Source organism: Arcticibacterium sp. (assembly GCF_055134445.1).
In genome coordinates this window covers 1-21,815 of sequence record NZ_JBSRVI010000018.1, presented here as the reverse complement: position 1 = coordinate 21,815, position 21,815 = coordinate 1, and the positions used below count along the sequence as shown (strand labels likewise).

Here is a 21,815-nt window from a genome sequence, read left to right as displayed (position 1 = left end):
GAATTCTTCAAAAGATTGAGTAATTTTCCACACGAATCACTTAAATGAGAAAACACATGTTGGCACCAAAAAGAATCCTTTCTGTAGACATTTATAGGGGTCTAGTTATGTTTTTAATGATGGCGGAAGTTTGGCACATCAGCAAAATTGCTTCTAGTCTACCCGAAAGCACATTTTGGAAGTTTCTTGCCTTCAACCAATCTCATGTTTCTTGGGCCGGTTGCTCTTTACATGATTTGATTCAACCATCCTTCACTTTTTTAGTGGGTGTGGCACTACCTTTTTCGGTTCAAGCCAGAATTAAAAAAGGTAATTCTTCGAAAAACCTATACCTGCATGTCTTGAAGAGATCATTGATATTGGTTTTACTCGGTGTTTTTCTAAGGTCCATGCATTCTGATATGACGAATTGGACATTTGAAGATACACTTTCACAAATTGGCCTTGGCTACCCCATCCTATTTCTCTTAGGTAATAGAAAACAAAAAAGTCTATGGATAGCTCTAGGACTCATCCTTTTTTTCTATTGGTTAGCATTTGCCTTGTATAACATGCCTGAAAGTCATCTCAACCCTGAGCACACGGGAGTTCCGGCAGATTGGCCTCACAATTTCAATGGATTCTCCAGCCACTGGAACAAAAATGCCAATTTCGCTTGGGCATTTGACACATGGTTTATGAATATTTTCCCAAGAGAATCTTTATTTCGATTTAACTCGGGCGGTTATTCAACCTTAAGTTTTATTCCTACGCTCGGAACTATGGTTTTGGGTTTGGTGGCTGGCCAAGTCCTACTAAGCAAGCAAACTTCCAAACATTTTTATTTTGTCAAAATAGGCTTAGTACTAATAACAATCAGTTTAATCTGCCATTTCATAGGAATAAACCCAATAGTTAAAAGAATCTGGACACCATCATGGACACTCTTTAGTGGCGGAGCATGCTTCTTAATACTTGCAGGTTTTCACTGGCTAGCAGACCTAAAAGGCATTATAACACCTTTTAATTGGTTAAAAATAATTGGGATGAACTCCCTAGCAGCTTACGTACTTGCACATACCATTAATGAATTTATTGATAATAGTTTTCAGATTCATTTAGGAGAAAACTATTCCCAAATTTTCGGCACCTCATACGAAACATTGATATCTGGCAGTGTCATCCTTCTAATGGAATGGTTAATTCTTAAGTGGATGTATGACCACAAAGTTTTTATTAAAGTTTAAAAATATTACTAAAGACCTTAATTCCGGCTTGAAGCAGGCTATCCAACTTGATAAGACACTTTTTCTCCTTTGAAGTCCAATAAAAGGCTCCGCATGATAATACGGAAGCCTTCATTGTAACTTAAGCATACCCCTATGACCAGTTACCAAAATCTCTTCTTATAGAAAAGGATGCCTCAAAGGTCTTATATGACATCAATATAAACATGAGCAATTCTACCCGTTTTCTTAATCAGGTCTATAGACTAAGCTGTTCTTCGCAATTTTACTCGATTTCTAAAACAGGTAATTTTACTCATAATAAAGAGATGGCTAGGCTCTAATTTTGCTTTCGAGATCAATTTATAGCCATGAAAGTTTACCATAATTTACAAATTTTAGTCCTCCTAGGATTACTTTTTAGTCAATGCCAATCCGGTAACAGAAACAACTCTGAATCCCACAACTTTATTCAACCTACCGATCCAATTGACCCAGAAATCCCTGGGTTCAATTTCCCAGAAGATTCAACCGTAATTTACAACTGGCTTAATACCGGCAATCAAGATGAAATCATTAAACACGCTTGGGGTGTGTGGGCCTCCATCACCCCCCAAACCACACAACAAGACTCTTCAGGTCAATATTTAAGGGTGTTTGAAACCTGGGAAAGTCCCAGTGCATTAGCAGAAAGAATGAAAACAGGGCTAACCAAAGAGAAACACCTAAGAACTCCTTTAAGAAGACCCACACAATTTGCCCATGCTGGTTTACCACAAGTAACTGAAGTATTTGAAACGGTGGCCTATAGCCCAACAGCCAGTAGGTTTGCGATTGAAAACCAAGTTTTCAAAAAGAGTGTCATAGAATCATATAAGAAAAAGAACGCCATTGGTAAAATTCCAGAGTTCCCAAACAATGCCATTACCTGTAAACCCACGTATAAAGTTATCAGTAAGTCAAATGCCATTTCAGCCATCCCTGTATGGCCGGGAATACCCTCTAACCCAAAATCCTATGGCGAAAAAGACTGGAATTCCTATGTTTTTGTGGACATCACCAACAATGGCCAAGGAGACGGTTCTATCTCAAACGACAGCCTAAATCCTACTTCTAAAACCACCTACAACCTTAAAGACTTCATTTACTTTGAAGTAGACAAAAACAGCTTATCTTATATTAAAACCATAGATTCAAAAGCTCAGATAGGCGACTTGGCTCTTTTGGTAGCCATGCATGTCGGCACAAAAGAAATAAGCAATTGGACATGGCAAAGCTTTTGGTGGACAGCAGACCCTAGCAATCCGCCCTTACCAAGTTCAAGAAGAATTGCCAGTAAAATGCCAAACACCCTTAAAAACGAAGCCGCTCATTATGCCATGACGTTATCCTATGCCATGGTTATGCCAAACCAACCAATACATAGCGGCACTAACTCCGGCGTTATACCCGTAATTGGTTTCAATCCCTATTTAGAAGCCGCTTTCGACAGTACCGTTTTTACATTTAAGAATCGCCTTGACCCAAACTTTAAGTTTGGCATTCAGACCAATTGCATGTCATGCCACGCACTAGCCAACCATTCTAAAAACACACCTTACAGCACCGCCCAATATATAAGCATGTCAGATTCCTTTTTTATTGATAAAGTTCAACTAGATTTTACATGGTCTATTCAATCAAACATGGTAGAAAACTAGGCTAGAAGTGAAAAAAAGGTAATTTTGTTTATGTGCCTAGCACATAAAATAATCTATCAGCATATCACTCTAAAATTAAAATAGTTATGAACTCTAGTAGCATAGACCCTTATGCCATACCCTTGGAAGAAGCTCAGCAATGGTGTAAAAATTGGATAGACCTAAAACAAAATGAAACAAATTTATCTGAAGAAGATAAGTATGACACCTCAGATGTTAGGGCTTTTCTAGTGGCAAAAAAAGACCTTCTTGCTTTATTTGCTCAAGCCAAAAACGCCAATTATGTTCGTTTTTACATGAGTGTCTCAGAAGAATCAAAAAAGGGAAAGGTACCTCATTTATTGATGGTAAATGCCATTGGAGACTCTCCTGCTGAAGCCATTGATTTAGTAGGAGAAATTCATGACGAAGAATTAGTCAAAAAATTAGGAGATAACATTGAGGTAGGAACCACGCTACCTGTAAATGATTTCTCTCACCCTTGCCCATCCACCTGTGACACCAACAGTCCCTTATATGTTTAAAGACCGCGATAGCCAATGAGCAATGAAACCTTAAGATGGATTCTAGAGCTTATTCCATTAATGATCGGAGTATCCGCATTTATTGGCATTTTAAAGTTCAAAACCATAAAGAAAACTAAACCTGAAATACTTCTATTTCTTGCTCTAGCGGTCTTTTTTGAGATCCTTTCAAGAGTCCTTTATGGTAGAAAAGTAAACAATTTGCCCTATCTGCATCTCTATACTTTTCTAGAATTTTTGGTGGTGAGTCTATTTTATTATCGTCTGCTTGTGCCAATAATGGGCAAAAAGATGTTGATAGGCATTATAGTACTGTTTTCTACTTGGGCCATCATCAATGCATTTTTTGTACAAGGCCTTTATGTCTACAATTCCTATGTACGCCCTTTAGAATGTTTAATCATCATGGCCCTTTCGCTGGTTCTTTATTATAAAATGTTGGTTGAATTAGAAACAAAAAACCCTACACAGAATAGCGACTTCTGGCTAAACACGGCCTTTTTTGTCTATTTTTCTGGCAGCTTCGTACTTTTTGTTCTAAGCAATGTTATAGAATCACAGAGCTATGAGCTCAACATGGCTGCTTGGGCTATGCACGCCTTCCTATTAGGCGTATTACATACTTTAATTATCATTGGTTTATGGAAAATAACTCGTCAATAGATTTATACATTCTTCTTATTGGCGGCACACTAGCATTCTTACTTCTTTCTGGGGCTATTGTCACATTCATTATTACCTACAAAAGAAGAATTCTAGAAAAAGACTTAGAACTACGAAACACAGAGCTAGAACACCAAAAAGAAATGTATTTGGGAACACTAGAAGCTACAGAAATTGAAAGACAAAGAGTGGCCAGAGAGCTCCACGATGAAATTGGCTCTTCACTTTCTGCTATGCGACTGATATCTGGAAACCTTGGAAATAATGCAGAAAACAACTTAAAAGCTCTGATTGACACCACTATTGATAATGTAAGGAGAATTTCAAATGACCTTCTGCCTATTGGCTTAGAAGAATTTGGACTTGAGTTTGCCCTTGAAAATCTCATCGAAGACCATGCTACAGCATCAGACATGAACATCGAGTATCAAATTGAGAATTTATCAAAAGGCATGCACCGTAAAGAGCTTATGATTTATAGGATACTCCAAGAGCTCATTAATAATTCAATAAAATACGCTCAGGCGGATACTATAGTCTTCAGACTTATTGAAAAAGACAATACGCTAGATTTGTTTTATCAAGATAATGGCGTCGGATTTGAGCTTAATAAGGCCCTAAAAGCAAAAAGCTTAGGTCTCAAAAACATAACCGCTAGGGCAAAATCCCTTGGAGGAGAAGCTAAGTTTGAAACAGCTCCTGAAAAAGGCTTTAAATTTGAAATGCAAATTCCAAAGTAAAATGAGTCAAATTAAAATAGCGATTGTAGACGATCAAGTACTTTTCCGAAAAGGCCTGCGATCCATTCTGGAAAATGAGAAGGATTTAAAATTTGTTTTAGAAGCCGGAAATGGTCAGGAGCTTTTAGATTATTTAGAAAGCGACCAAGAAAACCCGGAAGTTGTTTTACTAGACCTTTCTATGCCCGTCTTAAATGGGGTAGAAACCATGAAGGTGCTTCATAAAAAATATCCTCAAATCAAGGTTTTGATTCTTTCTGTCTATAGTGAAGATAGATTTATAAGCCATTTGATGGAGATGGGCATTTCCGGCTATTTACTGAAAAATTCTGAACCGCAAGAAGTTATAGAAGGCATAAGAACGGTACTCATAAAAGACCTTTACTTTAATGAAGCTTTACTTTCTGCTATTGCCAAAAGAATCAATGGCAAGAAGTCTAAAATGTTTATTCAGAACAACTCCCCTTCCATTCTATCACCAAGAGAAATTGAGGTTTTAAGCCTTATTTGTCATCAGAAGACGGGTCAGGAAATAGCAGACGAACTCTTTTTAAGTGTAAGAACGGTGGAAGGGCACAGAAACAACCTACTCGAAAAAACGGGAGCTAGAAATACGGCTGGATTAGTAATTTATGCGGTAAAAAACCAATTACTTGACCCAGCCATATTACTCAAATAAATGACTTTGCCATTACTTTATTTTAATATCAAAAGCCATTCTGGCCTGAATCTTATCCATTTTCTGAATGAGATTTAGCTCTTTTAAATAAGGAGCCAGAAGACCCAACCTCTGGTCTAATTTAATCGAGCTTTGATCGGATATTTTCTCCATAATGACCTCTATATCACTTTTAGCCTTAGGATAATATCTCACCTGAAAATCATCTTCGATGCCTTGATTTTTTGCCGCCAACTGTATGGCATCCTCTAAGGAGCCGATAACATCTACCAAACCATTTTCCTTAGCCTGAAGTCCAGTCCAAACTCTTCCTCCCGCTAAGGCCTTTAGTTTATCAATATCCATTTTTCTACCCTGGGCAGCCTTAGAGGTAAATTCTTCATAACCATCATTTACATTCTTTTGAATCATCATTTTTTCCACCTCAGACATTTCGCCTACCACAGAAGGAAAGTCTGAATGTTCATGAGACTCAACACCGTCAAAAGTGATACCCAGTTTATTATTTAAAAGATTCTCTGCATTAAATAACATTCCAAAAATACCAATAGAGCCTGTTACAGTCGTAGGATTCGCAAAAATGGTATCACAACCCATCGCCATATAATACCCGCCAGATGCCGCGTAATCTCCCATGCTGGCATAAACTGGCTTAGTTTTTTTTGCTACTTGAATCTCTCTCCACATCACATCTGATGCCAAGGCAGAACCTCCGCCTGAATTGATTCTTAGCACTATGGCTTTTATTTTATCATCTTTTACGGCCTTTCTTAGCTCCTCTATCCAAGATTCTGAAGCTATAACATCTCCTTCTCCTTTTCCAGAAACAATATCTCCCTGCCCTATAATAACCGCTATTCTATTATTCCTGTCGCCCGTCTTAATCATCTTCTTTGCCTTACCATATTTCTCAGCAGAAATGAAGTTAATCTCATCATCCTCTTTTAATGCTAGCTTTTCTCGTAAAACTGCCTCAAACTCGTCAAAATATACGATATCTGTAATGAGCTTTCTTTCTAAAGCTTCTTTAGGAGAACTTACCGCATCATTCAATAAGCTTCTAATTTCATCATCTGTTAAACCTCTAGATACCGCTACTTGATGATAAACATGGTCTGAAATAGAATTGATATAGGAAGTGACCTGCTCACGGTTCGCATCAGACATGTTGGTTCTAATAAAAGGCTCCACCGCACTTTTATAGTCTCCTACCTTAAATATTAAGGGCTCCACACCAATTTTATCAAAAAGACCTTTAAGAAAAGTGACTTCAGCAAAAAGTCCGTTGAACTCTAATCCACCAGCCGTATTTAAGAAAATTCTGTCTGCCACTGAGTTAATATAAATCGCCTGCTCAGACATCACCTCGCCGTAAGCATAGATAAACTTATCGGAAGATTTAAAATCTTCCAGTACATTTCTTAATTCTTCTAGCGTACTAAAACTAGCCTGAGGGTACTCAGAGGCCAAATAAATACCTTTAATATTGGGGTCCAATTTTGCATTATTAATAGCGGCCTTCAACGCTATTAAGCCCACTTTACCTGGGCCATCGTCAAAAATCATTGCCAATGGGTCTTCGGTAGCCGCATCTTCTACAATAATCTGATTCAGGTTTATTTCTAAAACAGAGTTCTCGCTCACCGATACCACCGAATCTGAACCAGAAAACATAGCCCCTATTCCTACCAAAAGGAATAGAGAAAGAACAAAAAACATAAAAAGACCAACTATAGTGGCCAGCACATATTTAAGGAATTGAAGCATATTTCAAATTCTAAAGTTGTAATAATGTCAAAAATAGAGATACAAAAGTAAGATTGATTGGTAGTAGAAGATGTTTTTATTGATAAATGGTATTTTGCAGGTCAAAAAACGGCATATGAACAATTTTAATGGATAGAAGCATATTTCTAAAAGCTTGCAACTATTGTGCTTATCAAGAAAGAACACAAGAAGAAGTAAGACAAAAACTTAAAGAATGGTACGCTTTCGGAGACGAAGCGGAGGGAATTATTGCGGAGCTTATCCAAGAAAACTATCTAAACGAGGAACGCTTTTCCAAAATTTTTGCGGGCAGCAAATTCCGTGTAAAGAAATGGGGACGACTAAAAATCCAACAAGAACTAAAAAAAAGGAACCTCTCTTCTTACTGTATTCAAAAAGGCATGCTAGAAATAGATGATGAAGAGTACTATTTAGTGCTACAGGCCCTCATTCACAAAAAAATGCATAGCCTGAGACTAGAAACGAATCTATTCACGAGAAATCAAAAAGTAGCTAAATACGCTATGCAAAAGGGATTTGAGTCAGAGTTAATATGGGATATCATCAAAAATAATAGTTAAATTAAGGGAAAGATTTCATCTTTAATAAAGATATCAACCCTTATAATGAAATACGATTACATCATCGTTGGTGCGGGCAGTGCAGGCTGCGTTTTAGCCAATAGACTGTCAGAAGATCCTAGAAATAATGTTTTGCTTGTAGAGGCGGGAGGTCCAGACAGTAAATTAGAGATTCACATTCCAGCAGGTTACGTAAAACTCCACAAAACTCATGTAGATGGAGGGTATTGGACAACACGCCAAAAACATATACTAAATAGAGAAATATATTTACCAAGAGGTAAAGTGTTGGGCGGATGTAGTTCCACCAACGCCATGGCATACGTGCGTGGCAACAAAGAAGATTATAACGACTGGGCGAAAATGGGTAACCATGGTTGGTCATATGAAGAGGTGTTGCCATTTTTCAAGAAGTCTGAACATAACGAAGATATCACAAACGAATTTCACGGTCAAAAAGGAGAACTAAACGTAGGTTTCAATAAAAGTTTTACCACGCCATTTTCCGACGCCTTCATAGCATCCGCCATAGAACAAGGTTTCAAACATAATAATGACTATAACGGAGCCTCTCAGGAAGGTGTAGGAGATTTCCAATTCAACATAAAAAACGGCAAGAGGCACAGTGCCGTTGGGGCTTTTTTAAAGCCCGCCATGAAAAGAAAAAACCTCACCATACTGACCAAGGCACTTACTCAGAAAATCATTATCGAAAATGATAAAGCTATTGGCATTTCTGTTCAAACGGGCAAAAGCAGCATTCAAGAATTCTATGCCACTAAAGAAGTCATCCTTTCTGCGGGTTCTTTTGCCTCACCACAGCTACTCATGCTCTCAGGCATAGGCGAAAAGGAGCAGCTAAAATCTCAGGGAATTACATGTTTTAAAGAACTAAACGGCGTAGGAAAAAACCTCCAAGACCATTTATTTTATGGCGTAAGCGGACTAGCTACAAGCCAGCAAGGACAAAACCATCATTTAAGCCTCCTTAACCAAACCAAAGATTTTATTCAATATTTATTTACCAAAAAAGGAGCATTAACCATAGGGCCTTTAGAATCGGTGGCCTTTGGCAGCACCTCCGCGAGTCCAGATAGGGTAGATTATCAACTGCATTTTGCGGCTATAAACATAGGAAATGATTACACGGTGGATCTTTATGATCATAAATCGCTTCCTCTAAAAGACGGTTTCACCATTTTGCCAACCCTTTTAAGACCTAAAAGTCGTGGCGAAGTTAGCCTAGCAAGTAAAAACGCCAGCGTAAAGGCTATCATTCAGCCAAATTTCCTAGAAGCAGAAGAAGACAGAATGCTGTTGCTGAATGCTGGAAAAAAAGCCTTTGAAATACTGCATTCAAATGCTCTTTCAAAACATATGAAAGCCCACTTAACGCCACCAGACTATAGTTCTGACGATGCTTTTATGACGCACATTTTAAAACAGGTAGAAACCGTTTACCATCCTGTGGGAACTTGTAAAATGGGTTCGGATGAAATGGCCGTGGTAGACCAAAGCCTGAGGGTACATGGCATTGAAAACCTAAGAGTAATTGATGGGTCCATTATGCCCACTATTGTTTCAGGCAATACCAATGCTCCTATATATATGATTGCGGAAAAAGGAGCTGACATGATTCTGAATTCATAAATGATGCCTTCAAATTAAGAATCTTTAAAACGCTGACTATTATTATTTGAAGAACTTTATTTTATGAATATTTGTATATTTACTTGCACTTTCTTCATCAATTACCCATCTAAAAAATCGCTTTGGAAAATATTATTAACTACTTCGAGACCATACCTACCTTACATAGAACCGTCATTCTTGTAGGTGGCATTGCGTTTTTCTGGATTTTGGAGTCGGTCAACCCATTCCTTATCTTTCAATACAAAAAAGGAAAGCATGCTGGCTTAAATATCTTTTTTACCATCACCACCATTCTTGTCAATTTCCCATTGGCATTTATTTTGGTAAAATCTTCAGACTGGGCAATAAGCAATCATTTTGGCATCATAAACTGGCTTCCAGAAATGCCTATTTGGCTCTACGCCCTTTTAGGACTTATGTTACTGGATTTAATAGGTGCCTATTTCATTCACTGGCTAGAGCATAAAGTAAAATGGATGTGGATGTTCCATTTAATTCACCATTCTGATCTTAATGTAGACACCACTTCTGCCAATAGGCATCACCCTGGCGAAAGCATTTTTAGGTTTGTTTTCACCACCATTGCCGTAGTTATTACAGGAGCTCCTATGTGGATGGTATTCATGTATCAGTCTATCTCTGTGGTGCTTTCTCAGTTTAACCATGCCAACATTGCATTGCCAAAATGGCTTCATGAGCCGCTAAGTTTTATTATCGTTACACCAAACATGCATCATGTGCATCATCATTACACACAACCATATACCGATTCCAATTATGGCAACATTTTCTCTATTTGGGACAGAGTATTTGGCACTTACAGCAGTTTAGATAAAAGCGAATTGATTTATGGCATAGACACTTATATGTCTCCTTCGGAAAACGAAAATATTGGGACGCTTTTAAAAATCCCTTTTGGGGAATATAGAATACCAGAAAACACGAAATTTGAAAAAAAATAGATAAAAGTGAGCATTATAATAAAAGGAACCGGTACCGAACTTCCAGAAAGAGTCATCACAAATGATTTCTTCTTGAACCATAAATTTATGAGCCCTGAAGGTGTGCCTAACAACAAACCTCAGCACGAAATAATAGAAAAGCTGGAAGCCATCACCGGTATAAAAGAAAGAAGATACATCTCAGAAAAAGGAGACTCTGCTCCATTGATGGTAGCCGCTGCTGAGAAAACCATAAAAGATTCTGGGCTCGATAAAAATGAGATTGATGGTATCATAGTAGCCCATAATGCTGGAAATATGCTTGAAGGCACTGCAGGTTTTCATACGGTACCAAATATGGCCGCGATTTTGAAAAATAAATTAGCAATAAGCAATCACGAGTGCTTTGCTTATGACATACTTTTTGGCTGCCCAGGCTGGATCCAGGGAATCATTCAAGCTAAACAGGCCATTGAAGCCGGCGACGCCACAAATGTTTTGGTTTTAGGTATAGAGGTGGCATCCAGGCTCTTAGACCCACATGATTTAGACTCCATGATTTTGGCAGATGGCTGTGGAGCGGCCATTATTTCAAAATCCGTTGAAAAAGATAATGGAATACTTTCTTACGTCACCTTTTCGCATGCTCAAGAAGATTTAGGGTGTATTTATTTAGACAAGTCAAACAATCCTGAGCTAAACCTCCCTACCCTTTTCAAAATGAATGGCAAAGATGTTTACAGATATGCCACCGTATGGGTACCAAAGGTTATTAAAAAAGCCCTAGATAAAGCCAAACTAACCGTGGCAGACGTAGATATGTTTCTATTTCATCAGGCCAACGGTAAAATGCTGCATGCTTTTGCAAACAATTTGGCAGAAATGTATGGCATGGAAGGCACTTCGTTTGAAGGTAAAATACCTACTACCATTCAGTTTACAGGAAATACATCAGTAGCCACAGTGCCCACTATGTTAGCCCTGATTTTGAAAAATCAACTTGGAGCTTATGAAATAAAGAAAGGAATGACCGTAGTAATGGCATCAGTAGGTGCTGGCATGCATTGCAACGCTCTGGTATATAAGTTTTAGAACCTTCATCAATAAAACACAAGATTATGAATAATATGGTAGCAGATTCTACTAGTGTAGAGCAAATTAATAGAATATTTGAGTCTCAAAAAGCCAATCAATATGTCATAGGTAATACAACGGTAAAAGAAAGAAAGGCTAAGCTTAAAGCCCTTAAAAAAGCTGTTGAAGTAACGTTCAGAAAAGACATTCAAGACGCTATGATGGCAGACTTCAAAAAGCCTGCTGCCGATGTAGATTTAAGTGAGATTTTTGTGGTAACCGCGGAAATAAAACATGCCTTGCATCATTTAGGCCAATGGATGAGAGACAAGCCTGTGGATACACCAATGGCTATGATGGGCTCTAAATCTTATATTAAATACGAACCCAAAGGCGTTTGTTTGATCATTTCTCCTTGGAACTTCCCTATCAACTTAACATTTGGTCCTTTAATTTCGGCGGTGGCGGCTGGAAATACGGTAATCATAAAACCGTCTGAAATGACCCCTAATTCATCTGCCGTGATGCGGAAAATAGTGGAAAATGTTTTTGAAGAAAACGAAGTAGCCATTGTAGAAGGAGCTGTAGAAACCTCCACCCATTTATTAGACCTACCTTTTAATCATATTTTCTTTACAGGCTCGCCACAGGTAGGCAAAATAGTCATGGCGGCAGCCGCCAAACATTTAACTTCCGTCACCTTAGAACTAGGTGGAAAATCACCAACAATTGTTGACGAAACCGCTAATATTAAATCTGCGGCAAAAAGAGTGACATGGGCCAAGTTCTTTAATACAGGTCAAGTTTGCATCGCTCCTGATTATGTCATGGTTCATGAAGATAAAAAGGATGCGTTTATTGAAGAAATGAACAAGAATATCACACATTTCTTTGGTGATAACCCTAAGACATCCGATTCTTACGCTCGTGTAGTTAATCAGAAACATACTGGTAGGCTCGTAGGATATATTCAAGACGCTGTGAGCAAGGGTGGAAATGTGATAACTGGTGGACAAAGCAACGAAAGTGAAAGCTATTTAGCCCCTACCCTAGTGATAGATGTTCCCAGAGATTCGGCATTAATGCAGAATGAAATATTTGGGCCCGTTTTACCCATATTGACCTTTAAGAATATTGATGATGTCATAGGTGAAATAAATGCTGGGGAAATACCGCTAGCTCTTTATATCTACAGTGGTAGTAATAAAAACATTAATCACATTCAAAATAATACTAGAGCAGGAGGCACATGTATTAACAATAGTGCGGTACACTTCTTCAATAACAACTTGCCCTTTGGTGGCTCCAATAATAGCGGGATAGGTAAATCTCATGGCTTTTTTGGTTTTGAAGCGTTTTCAAATGCCAGAGGCGTTTACCGCCAGATAATACCCGGTGCATTAGAATTTCTAATGCCGCCATACTCCAACCTCAAAAGAAAACTAATAGAACTCACTGTAAAATACTTTTAAGACTATGCTCAATCTATCAACCTGTATTCAAGAAAGTGCCCGAAAGTTTCCATCCAAGATCGCCTATGTTTTTGGTGATACAGAACTCAATTTTGCTCAAATAAATGGAGCGGCAAATCAAGTGGCCAACGGGCTTCTGGCAAAAGGAATTAAGCCTGGAGACAAAGTAGCCCTGAGCTGCTTAAACCTACCTTTTTTCCCTATCATTTATTTTGGCATTTTGAAAGCAGGTGCAGTAGTAGTACCATTGAGTGTTTTATTAAAGAAAGACGAAATAGCTTATCATTTATCTGATAGCGACGCCAAAGCTTACTTTTGCTTTATAGGAACAGAGGATCTTCCGATGGGAAAAATGGGTTATGATGGTTTTCAGCAAGCCAACTCTTGCGAAAGCTTTTTCATGATCATGCCAAAGCCAGAAATGCCATCTTCTATAGAAGGAACACAAACTTTAGGCAGTTTAATGAACGGTCAATCGCCATTGTTTGACACCATTCAAACTGGTGCTGAAGATACCGCCGTAATTATTTATACCTCAGGAACAACTGGCAAACCTAAAGGAGCAGAATTGACACATAGTAATTTGCTTCAAAATGCTATCCTTTCGGCAGATTTGGTCACCATGAACGCTGACGACACCGTGCTCATCGTATTGCCTTTGTTTCATATTTTCGCCATGACGGTTTTAATGAACGCTGCCGCTTACAGAGGAGCTAAATCTATTTTGTTACCAAAATTTGACGCAGAAGCAGTTTTCTCACTATTACAAAAACACAAGGTGAGCGTTTTTGCTGGTGTCCCGAGTATGTATTGGGGTCTATTAAATTACACAGAAGATAAATTTGACTATCCCCAGATAGCGGCGAATTTGAAGATTTGTGCTTCAGGAGGAGCTGCACTGCCTGTTAATGTGCTAGAAGAATTTGAAGCCAGATTTAAAGTGGATATTTTAGAAGGTTACGGCATGTCGGAAGGATCTCCGGTGGTCACATTTAATCAACTAGAATTAGGAAGAAAACCAGGCTCCGTAGGGAAACCCGTTTGGGGAATTGATGTCAAAATTGTGGATACCGAAGATAATGAAGTGCCAATTGGCGAAAAGGGAGAACTGATTTACAGGGGTCATAATGTCATGAAAGGCTACTATAAAAAACCAGAAGCCAACGCCAAAACGCTAAAAGATGGCTGGCTTTACTCTGGAGATGTGGCCGTAAAAGATGAAGACGGATTCTTTTTCATTGTAGACCGAACCAAAGAAATGATTATCAGAGGTGGACTAAATGTTTATCCAAGAGAGGTGGAGGAAGTAATTATGCAGCATGATATGGTTTCTATGGTAGCCGTAATAGGAATACCAAATGAAAGAAGAGGTGAAGAAATAAGAGCTTGTGTGGTTTTAAAACCTGGTCAATCTATCAGCGAAGAGACTTTAATAGCTTGGACTAAAGAACGAATTGCCGCTTATAAATATCCAAGACAAATCAGATTTATGGATGCACTTCCTATGAGTGCTACGGGTAAAATATTGAAAAAAGAGATTTCTAGGGATTAAGCAAAAATCCCTGTCTCATGCTTGTGCTATTAATTTATGGAACATGGATTTTTTCTTTTCAGATTTGTCATTTTAAATTCGCTTGAACCCGGTTTATGCATTGGAGAATTGTAATGAGTAGCTAAAGTGTAATAAATCAGACATTTAAATGAGATTAGCATAGCGTTTACCCTGAGCTAATGTTGAAGGGCTATGGTGATTGCGTTTAAATGGGTTTACGAACTGATTTAAAGTAATTTAGTTATGGTTCCGATAGCTTTCGGGAGATTTCCTAATGCATAAATCGGGTTGTAGAACCACACTAAAAAAACGAAATTTGTATTTAATGAATTTTAGAAAATCCATTTCAACGAGCACCCTTACAGCCCTCTTTATAACTTTAATTACGATTGTTTTTTCTTGTACTGAAAAACAAGAAGCAATTCCGAAAAAAGTTTTTGAAGGTGAAATAAGTACTGAATTACCTAAGGCCAATATTGACACTACAGATTTATTCTATTTACCTAAAGATCTGGGAGGTCAACATGCGGCATATCCCTTAGGTACGACAGACGCTGTATTTGGCCATTATCTCTACACACCAAGTGGCTATGATAGTGATACCTCTAATTATCCTCTCATATTATTTATGCACGGTTATGGTGAAAGAGGAGACAGTAGGATTGATTCCAGCATCTTAAATAGGGTAAAAACTTGGGGACCACCCAAATTAATAGAAGCTGGTAGGTGGAATCCTTCCTATCCATTCATTGTGGCTTCGCCACAACTAGTAACTGAATATTGGGCTCCAAATGAAGTCCATGATTTCATTAAATATCTGCTTAAAAAATACCGTATCAACAAGAAACGAATTTACGTTACAGGATTAAGTCAAGGTGGTGGTGGCAGCTGGTATTATGTAGGTGAAATTGATAATCATTATGCTGCGGCCATAGTACCCATTAGTGCTAGCGGGGATATTCACCTTGTTAAAAACCTTAAAACCGTGCCCATTTGGGCATTTCATGGAGACACTGATGGCCTGGTGCACCCATTTAATAATTATGGTTCTGTAACCATGGTAGAAGCTATAAATGCTCAAAACCCAATAATTCCAGCAAAAGTAACGCTATTCTTAAACACAGGGCATAACGCCTGGACAAGACCCTATGAAAACCAGTTCGCAGTGACTGGCGTTAATTATAGCAAATTCGATATGAACATTTATGACTGGATGTTACAGTACAAAAAGAAGTAAGTCATTTTAGACAACTCCAGAATACTTTTCAGTTATTCGCCATCACATACTAAGGGTAAATTGAGTTTGAAAGGTCCTCATTCCCCCCATTTCTTCCAAGAACCTACACACCTAAAACCTGTCCATGCATTAGGACGTTCAAATTTATTCTTAATGCCTTCAGGGTCTTTCTCAAAATAATTTCCACCCATAGAATAACCTTCTTCTAGGATTATTTCTGAGACATTTTCATTCATTTTAAGAATAGGGTTTCTGCGTTCAGCCACCTGATTGCCTATTAAAACATTAGACAATCCGTTCTCTATTTCCCACGCTTCCGATTTTGATTTTCTGCCACGAAGCTGTCTATGCTTTTTGCCATATTTTAATTCTATTTCAATGGCATATTTGAAGGAAAGCCTCCACTCCTCCTCTGTGGGTATTCGGTACTCAAAATAGTATAGCTTATCCTTCAATTCTGGATGTGAATTAAAGAACTCGTTTATTTCTACTAACCTTCCTCCAGTAAGAGTTCCCTTTGGTATTAAACCTCTTGCTTCGGTATAGGACGTAAAAAGTGCTCTAGTCCTCCATTTTGCAAATTCTTTAGCTTGTTCTAAACTAACTGAAACTAAAGGAAAAAGTCTGACCTTTGGATTTCTTAGATAACCCTTCTCAGCTCCATCTATTCCATCGCTGTCAAGTTTAAGCAACTTGTGCTGAATTAATGAATCTCCATAAACCTTCTTAACTCCCCACTCATAAAACAGCCAATCAATATTTGACATTTCCGTTTGGTCACAAAACAAAGTATCATTAACAAGAACAGTATTGGGAGCACGCAAACCAAAGGAACCATAATTCTTCAAATTCCGCTTCTTTTTGACTTAAACAACTTGATATCAAAATGCTTGAACTAAACAATAGAAGGTATTTAAAGGTGTGTTTCATTTTAAATTTACTATAAGAATTCAAACTTAAGAGTTCTTCGGCAATTTAGAAAATGGTTTTAATTCATAAAGAAATCTAATCCTACTTATCTAAAAACAAAAACCGTGTTCTATCTTAATGATGAAACACGGTTTTTTTGGATTTGACACGCCAGCCTATCGGCTGACACGGATTTAATTATCCTTCCGTCAATTAGATAGACCTACCAGAACAAAGCATATAATGCTATCACCACTATTCCTATTGCGAAAGCCGAGATGTTGAAAGTAGCACTGGTTTCAAAAGTTTTCTTTGTCAATTCTATACCTTTTGGATCTTCTTCACCATTGCCATCAAGATGGCTAATAATCACGATAACTAAAGCAGCCAATACAGCAGATAATCCCATTTGATGCATAAATGGTAAATCAGTGAATATATTGAAAGACGCTGTAATCACAATGGACAATAAAGCACCCCAAATTGCACCTTTGTTTGTCGTTTTCTTATAAAAAAGACCTAACATAAATACCGCTAAAATACCTGGACTCACCATTCCTGTGTATTTCTGAATAAATTGGAATGCTTGGTCTATTCCACCTAGAAGTGGAGCCATAATACAGGCAATAACTAAAGCGGCAAATGCAGACATTCTACCCACGTTAACCAATTTCCCCTCAGAAGCATTTTTGTTGATATACTCTTTATAAATATCCATTGTAAAAATGGTAGAAGTAGAATTCAGCATAGATGCCAATGATGAAACAATGGCCGCTGTTAAAGCTGCAAAAGCTATCCCTTTAAGACCAGAAGGCAATAATTGTAACAACCATGGGTAAGCTTTATCTGCCTGACTTAAACTTGGCAAATTCGTTTGGCCTAAGGCTCCTAATCTTGCCATCACTTCTGGGTCATTGACCATAACGTAAGCCGCAATACCCGGAATGACCACAATAAAAGGAATCAACAATTTCAAGCCTGCGGCTAAAACAATACCTTTTTGAGCCTCTTTAAGCGACTTTGCCGCCAACGTTCTTTGAATGATATATTGATTAAAACCCCAATAGTAAAGATTGGCTACCCAAAGCCCACCTACCAATACCCAAATACCTGGTAAGTTCTTATACTCTGGATTCGATTGGTCTAAAATCATATGAAAATTCTCTGGTACCGCAGCAAAAACCTGCTTGAAACCAACAATTATTCCAGCACCATCTGAAAGCGTATCCAAAGCCAAATATGTTGTACATAAACCACCAAGTACCAAGAATACCACCTGAACCACGTCTGTCCAAGCCACAGCAGAAAGACCACCATATAAAGAATAGGCGGTAGCAAAAAGAGCCAAACCAGCAACTCCGTACATCATAGGTACACCCATAATGGTCTCCAGTGCCAAGGCACCCAAATAAAGCACAGAACTAAGATTAACGAAAACGTAAAGACCAATCCAGAAGATGGCTAAAATGGTTTTTAGCTGCGTGCTAAACCTCTTTTCAACAAACTCAGGAATAGTATAAAGCCCCTTTTCAATAAAAATAGGCAAGAAATACTTACCAACAATAAGCAAAGTAATGGCAGCCATCCACTCATAAGAAGCAATAGCTAGACCACCTGCAAAACCAGAACCCGACATTCCAATAAATTGCTCGGCAGAAATATTGGCTGCTATCAAAGAAGCTCCAATAGCCCACCAAGGGAGTGATTTACTGGCGAGGAAGTAGTCTTCAGATGTTTTTTCACCTTTTCTTGAAACCCAGAGTCCAACCCCAAGGATTAAGACAGCATAAGCTCCAAAGATGACATAATCTAAGGTTGAGAAATTCATAAAATTATTTATATAGATTAGAGTAATAATTCAAACTGCGACAAATATAAGATTGTCAATGGAAAAATGCATTTAAAAGCCTTAAACAAGTGCGTTGAGGATAATATAAAATAAAGAAGGACACAGCAAACAACCCAAACCAGTGTAAAAAGTAGCCGTTAAAGCTCCGTATGGCACAAGTTTAGGATCTGTAGCTGCCAAACCCGCGGTAACACCACTTGATGTTCCTAATAAACCTCCAAAAACGATGGCAGCATGTGGATTATCTAAACCAATTCTTTTCGCAATCAAAGGCGTTAAAATGGTGGTCACCACGGTTTTTATGACGCCAATAGCAATACTTATGGCTATAACATCAGAGCTTGCCCCTAAAGCCGAACCCGTAACAGGCCCTACAATATAAGTACAGGCCCCAGCACCTATAGTGGTTAAACTTATCACATCGCTGTAGCCGAGGGCTGCCGCGATACTAACACCAAAAAAGAAGGAAAATATAACACCAACAAAAAGTGCCACCACGCCTGCCAAGCCAGCGTGTTTAATTTTGTTCAGATCTGCTCCCATGGCTGTAGCCACTACACTAAAGTCTCTAAGCATAGAACCACCAAGAAGAGCCATTCCTGCAAAATAAGGCACATCAGAAATCCCATTTTCACCGCCAAAGGTGGCCAACCAAAGGCCTATCAGAACGGCTATAGCTACTCCTGGTATCTTTTTCCTCAAAAACTTTCCAGAAAACCAGAACGAAAACAGCATGATGATGCCGACCAGTAAAAAGGCGAAGACTAATCCGTTCTTGTCAATTAGGGTTTTTATTAAATCCATGATTAGGCTTTCGGTTTCCCTATTTTAGAGATGACAGGGACTAAAAAAAACGAAGCCAAGGTGACCAATACGCCTACCATCACCGCAACCCAGCCACCCGAAAGGGCTGCTTTTACATTTAAAATAGACGCCATAGCCACCACGACGGGAATGTACATAGAGCTCCAAAACAAAATCCCTTTCTCTGTTTCTGCTTCCAGCCAACCTTTCTTTTTCATATAAGCATTAAGCAAAATCAGCAGCAACATAGCAAAACCCACACCGCCTACGTCACCATTTACGCCTATCATTTCACCTAAAAAAGTGCCCACTAACTTGCCCATCAAATAACAAAATGCCAATAAAGCAACACCGTAAATCTTCATATGATAATTAGGTTTAAAACAACTTCTTCAATTCATTTTTGGTCACCTTGCCCATTACATTTCTAGGCAAGTCGTCTTGAAAAATATACTTACGTGGCATTTTATAATTCGGCAGTTTTTCTTTTAACCAAGTATGAAGTGCTTTTAAGTCAATTTGATATTCGTTAGCAATTAGGCTAACAGCGATAATCTCTCCCCACTCATCGTCAGGGATGCCCACTACGCCACAATCCTTTATTCCAGGGTACTTTCTTAAAACCTCCTCAATCTCCAAAGCAGAAATCTTATAACCTCCCGACTTAATGATATCCACCGAATTTCTTCCAAGAATCCTGTAAGCACCGTCTTCAAAAACAGCAATATCGCCGGTTTTAAACCAGCCATCGGTCGTAAAAGCCTCCGTGGTAGCTTCTGGTTTTTGCCAGTATTCCTTGAAGACGTTGGCTCCTTTTATCTGAATTTCTCCTTGTGTTCCGTCTAAAATCTCCTCATCCTTTTCATCGGCAAGCCTAACCGTAACATTTGGCAGAGCTTGACCGATATAACCTGGCTTCCGCTCCCCTTTATATGGATTAGAGATGGCCATCCCCATTTCTGTCATGCCGTACCTTTCTAAAAGTGTTTGACCACTAATGACCCTCCATTGTTCCAAAACAGAAATTGGTAAAGCCGCAGAACCAGAAACCATAAATCTAAATTTCTGTAAGGCTTCAGAAACTTGCTTTTGCCTAGTCTCCTCCATGTCATTATAATATGTAATCAGCTTATAATAGATCGTAGGCACCGCCATAAAAAGGTTCACCTTTCCTTCACAGAAAACATCAAAAATTCCTTTCGGGCTAAACTTTGATATAAACGCCACACAAGCTCCGCTCCAAAGTGGACAGCCAGTGGCATTTATAATACCATGCACATGATGCAAAGGCAGCACATTCAAAATCCTGTCCTCCTTTTTCCACTCCCAAGCCTCCACTAAAGAGGTAACCTGGGCTTCAATATTGGCATGTGTGCTCACCACACCTTTAGGAGATCCTGTAGTTCCGCTGGTATAAAGGATCATAGCTCTTCGGCTTTCATCTATTTTGGGTAAAATACCAGTGCCTGATGAAATATCATTTAAATTCAATAATAGGTCCTTATCAAACTTGGAAAGCAAAGGCTTATATTCATCTGAATAAATAATGGTTTCCGCCTCTGTATCTTCAATTACATATTTCAAAGACTCGTAAGGATGCTTAATGCAAAGCGGAACAGCTATTCCGCCGGCTCTCCAAATACCCCATTGTATGGCCACATATTCAAATCCTGGATTTATAATAAATGCAATTCTAGCTTCATTTAAGTCTTCTCTGCCTTTCAGCAAAGCCAAAGAAATTTGTTCAGAAGAGTTTAAAAGATCCTGATAAGCGTAATCTTTCTCTTCACTGCGGACAGCTATTCTGTCTAAATGAGCCTGAGCTCGTTCTACGATGTTAATCAAGTCTATTTTCAATATAGGTTTGTATAGCAATATAGGAAGGGGAAGGGTATTTAAACCAAAAGAAAATAAATCTTTAATATTTTACACCCCAACCCTTGTATCTTAATAATTAAGTTGTACTTTTGCAATCCAATATCGCGGGATGGAGCAGTTGGCAGCTCGTTGGGCTCATAACCCAAAGGTCGTAGGTTCGAGTCCTACTCCCGCTACTCGAAACGAAAAAGAGGTCTTCTGACCTCTTTTTTTATGTCCAATTCTTAGGCTCACAGAATCAGACAACTTGCATATAACCAACTGAACACAAAAGCCTTAACCCACAAAAGCACCTTCACAACTTCATTTTTATCAAAAAGTACTTACACTTCACACTGGGTTAAATTCCTATACCCCTTAAGATCTATATAGCCCAAAGCTTTCTGAAAACTATAAATAAGCCAAAGTATAAATTTAAATATTTGTCGTTTGGAGTATTCTAGGACCAAGAACAAAAGTTGGGGGATAGCTGTTAAATTCTGAATTTTGGAGAAATTTAACATCTATAAAATTGGAAGAACTAGTAAAGCTATTGTTGCCCGAATTGTTAGTCGATAATTTCAATCTGATAAAGGTCGATAAGGATA

The 21,815-nt window shown here is 38.4% G+C and carries 19 protein-coding genes and 1 tRNA gene; 14 read left to right on the top strand and 6 right to left on the bottom strand.

Annotation, left to right across the window (positions count from 1 at the left end; all coding sequences use genetic code 11):
* Positions 1-44: 44 nt before the first annotated feature.
* From ACTBZY_RS02315 to ACTBZY_RS02290, 6 genes are all read left to right on the top strand, one after another.
* The gene (locus tag ACTBZY_RS02315) at positions 45-1,226 is read left to right on the top strand and encodes an acyltransferase family protein (protein WP_463044710.1); all 1,182 of its coding nucleotides are present in this window, start codon (positions 45-47) and stop codon (positions 1,224-1,226) included.
* A gap of 350 nt (positions 1,227-1,576) precedes the next feature.
* The gene (locus tag ACTBZY_RS02310; protein WP_463044709.1) at positions 1,577-2,905 is read left to right on the top strand and encodes a hypothetical protein; all 1,329 of its coding nucleotides are present in this window, start codon (positions 1,577-1,579) and stop codon (positions 2,903-2,905) included.
* Between the two features lie 86 nt (positions 2,906-2,991).
* Positions 2,992-3,429: a hypothetical protein gene (locus tag ACTBZY_RS02305; RefSeq protein WP_463044708.1), complete on the top strand. Its 438-nt coding sequence runs from the start codon at positions 2,992-2,994 to the stop codon at positions 3,427-3,429.
* Between the two features lie 15 nt (positions 3,430-3,444).
* Entirely contained in the window at positions 3,445-4,092 is a 648-nt protein-coding gene (locus ACTBZY_RS02300) for a hypothetical protein (RefSeq protein WP_463044707.1), read from the top strand.
* A complete protein-coding gene (locus ACTBZY_RS02295) occupies positions 4,071-4,832 on the top strand; it encodes a sensor histidine kinase (RefSeq protein WP_463044706.1) in 762 nt (253 codons plus the stop codon). Before ACTBZY_RS02300 ends, ACTBZY_RS02295 begins: the two co-directional genes overlap by 22 nt.
* 1 nt (position 4,833) lies before the next feature.
* Positions 4,834-5,511, top strand: a complete 678-nt coding sequence (locus ACTBZY_RS02290) for a response regulator transcription factor (protein WP_463044705.1) — start codon at positions 4,834-4,836, stop codon at positions 5,509-5,511.
* A gap of 12 nt (positions 5,512-5,523) precedes the next feature.
* On the opposite strand, the gene sppA is transcribed toward ACTBZY_RS02290, so the two are convergent.
* Entirely contained in the window at positions 5,524-7,278 is a 1,755-nt protein-coding gene (sppA, locus tag ACTBZY_RS02285; protein ID WP_463044704.1) for a signal peptide peptidase SppA, read from the bottom strand.
* A 128-nt stretch (positions 7,279-7,406) separates the two neighbouring features.
* On the opposite strand from sppA, the gene ACTBZY_RS02280 reads away from it, so the two are divergent.
* The 7 genes from ACTBZY_RS02280 to ACTBZY_RS02250 all read left to right on the top strand — a co-directional run bounded on the left by ACTBZY_RS02280 (position 7,407) and on the right by ACTBZY_RS02250 (position 15,788).
* A complete protein-coding gene (locus ACTBZY_RS02280) occupies positions 7,407-7,859 on the top strand; it encodes a regulatory protein RecX (protein ID WP_463044703.1) in 453 nt (150 codons plus the stop codon).
* Between the two features lie 45 nt (positions 7,860-7,904).
* Positions 7,905-9,509, top strand: a complete 1,605-nt coding sequence (locus ACTBZY_RS02275) for a GMC family oxidoreductase (protein WP_463044702.1) — start codon at positions 7,905-7,907, stop codon at positions 9,507-9,509.
* Between the two features lie 122 nt (positions 9,510-9,631).
* Positions 9,632-10,474 (top strand): sterol desaturase family protein, encoded by an 843-nt coding sequence (locus ACTBZY_RS02270; protein ID WP_463044701.1) that lies wholly within the window; start codon positions 9,632-9,634, stop codon positions 10,472-10,474.
* A gap of 6 nt (positions 10,475-10,480) precedes the next feature.
* Positions 10,481-11,545: a 3-oxoacyl-ACP synthase III family protein gene (locus ACTBZY_RS02265; RefSeq protein WP_463044700.1), complete on the top strand. Its 1,065-nt coding sequence runs from the start codon at positions 10,481-10,483 to the stop codon at positions 11,543-11,545.
* A 26-nt stretch (positions 11,546-11,571) separates the two neighbouring features.
* Positions 11,572-12,999 (top strand): aldehyde dehydrogenase family protein, encoded by a 1,428-nt coding sequence (locus ACTBZY_RS02260; protein WP_463044699.1) that lies wholly within the window; start codon positions 11,572-11,574, stop codon positions 12,997-12,999.
* A gap of 4 nt (positions 13,000-13,003) precedes the next feature.
* Entirely contained in the window at positions 13,004-14,551 is a 1,548-nt protein-coding gene (locus tag ACTBZY_RS02255) for a long-chain-fatty-acid--CoA ligase (RefSeq protein ID WP_463044698.1), read from the top strand.
* A gap of 325 nt (positions 14,552-14,876) precedes the next feature.
* The gene (locus ACTBZY_RS02250; RefSeq protein ID WP_463044697.1) at positions 14,877-15,788 is read left to right on the top strand and encodes a carboxylesterase family protein; all 912 of its coding nucleotides are present in this window, start codon (positions 14,877-14,879) and stop codon (positions 15,786-15,788) included.
* 77 nt (positions 15,789-15,865) lie between these two features.
* Here the strand turns inward: ACTBZY_RS02250 and ACTBZY_RS02245 are convergent, their stop codons facing one another.
* The 5 genes from ACTBZY_RS02245 to ACTBZY_RS02225 all read right to left on the bottom strand — a co-directional run bounded on the left by ACTBZY_RS02245 (position 15,866) and on the right by ACTBZY_RS02225 (position 21,195).
* On the bottom strand, positions 15,866-16,555 hold the full coding sequence (locus ACTBZY_RS02245) for a hypothetical protein (RefSeq protein ID WP_463044696.1): 690 nt from the start codon (positions 16,553-16,555) through the stop codon (positions 15,866-15,868).
* A gap of 365 nt (positions 16,556-16,920) precedes the next feature.
* Positions 16,921-18,525, bottom strand: a complete 1,605-nt coding sequence (locus ACTBZY_RS02240) for a sodium/sugar symporter (RefSeq protein ID WP_463044695.1) — start codon at positions 18,523-18,525, stop codon at positions 16,921-16,923.
* Between the two features lie 81 nt (positions 18,526-18,606).
* Positions 18,607-19,350 (bottom strand): malonate transporter subunit MadM, encoded by a 744-nt coding sequence (gene madM, locus ACTBZY_RS02235; protein WP_463044694.1) that lies wholly within the window; start codon positions 19,348-19,350, stop codon positions 18,607-18,609.
* A 2-nt stretch (positions 19,351-19,352) separates the two neighbouring features.
* Positions 19,353-19,715, bottom strand: a complete 363-nt coding sequence (gene madL / locus ACTBZY_RS02230; protein WP_463044693.1) for a malonate transporter subunit MadL — start codon at positions 19,713-19,715, stop codon at positions 19,353-19,355.
* Positions 19,716-19,728: 13 nt separating this feature from the next.
* On the bottom strand, positions 19,729-21,195 hold the full coding sequence (locus ACTBZY_RS02225) for an acyl-CoA synthetase (RefSeq protein ID WP_463044734.1): 1,467 nt from the start codon (positions 21,193-21,195) through the stop codon (positions 19,729-19,731).
* A 136-nt stretch (positions 21,196-21,331) separates the two neighbouring features.
* Here ACTBZY_RS02225 and ACTBZY_RS02220 point away from each other — a divergent pair.
* Positions 21,332-21,404, top strand: a tRNA-Met gene (locus ACTBZY_RS02220).
* The last annotated feature ends 411 nt before the right edge of the window (positions 21,405-21,815 follow it).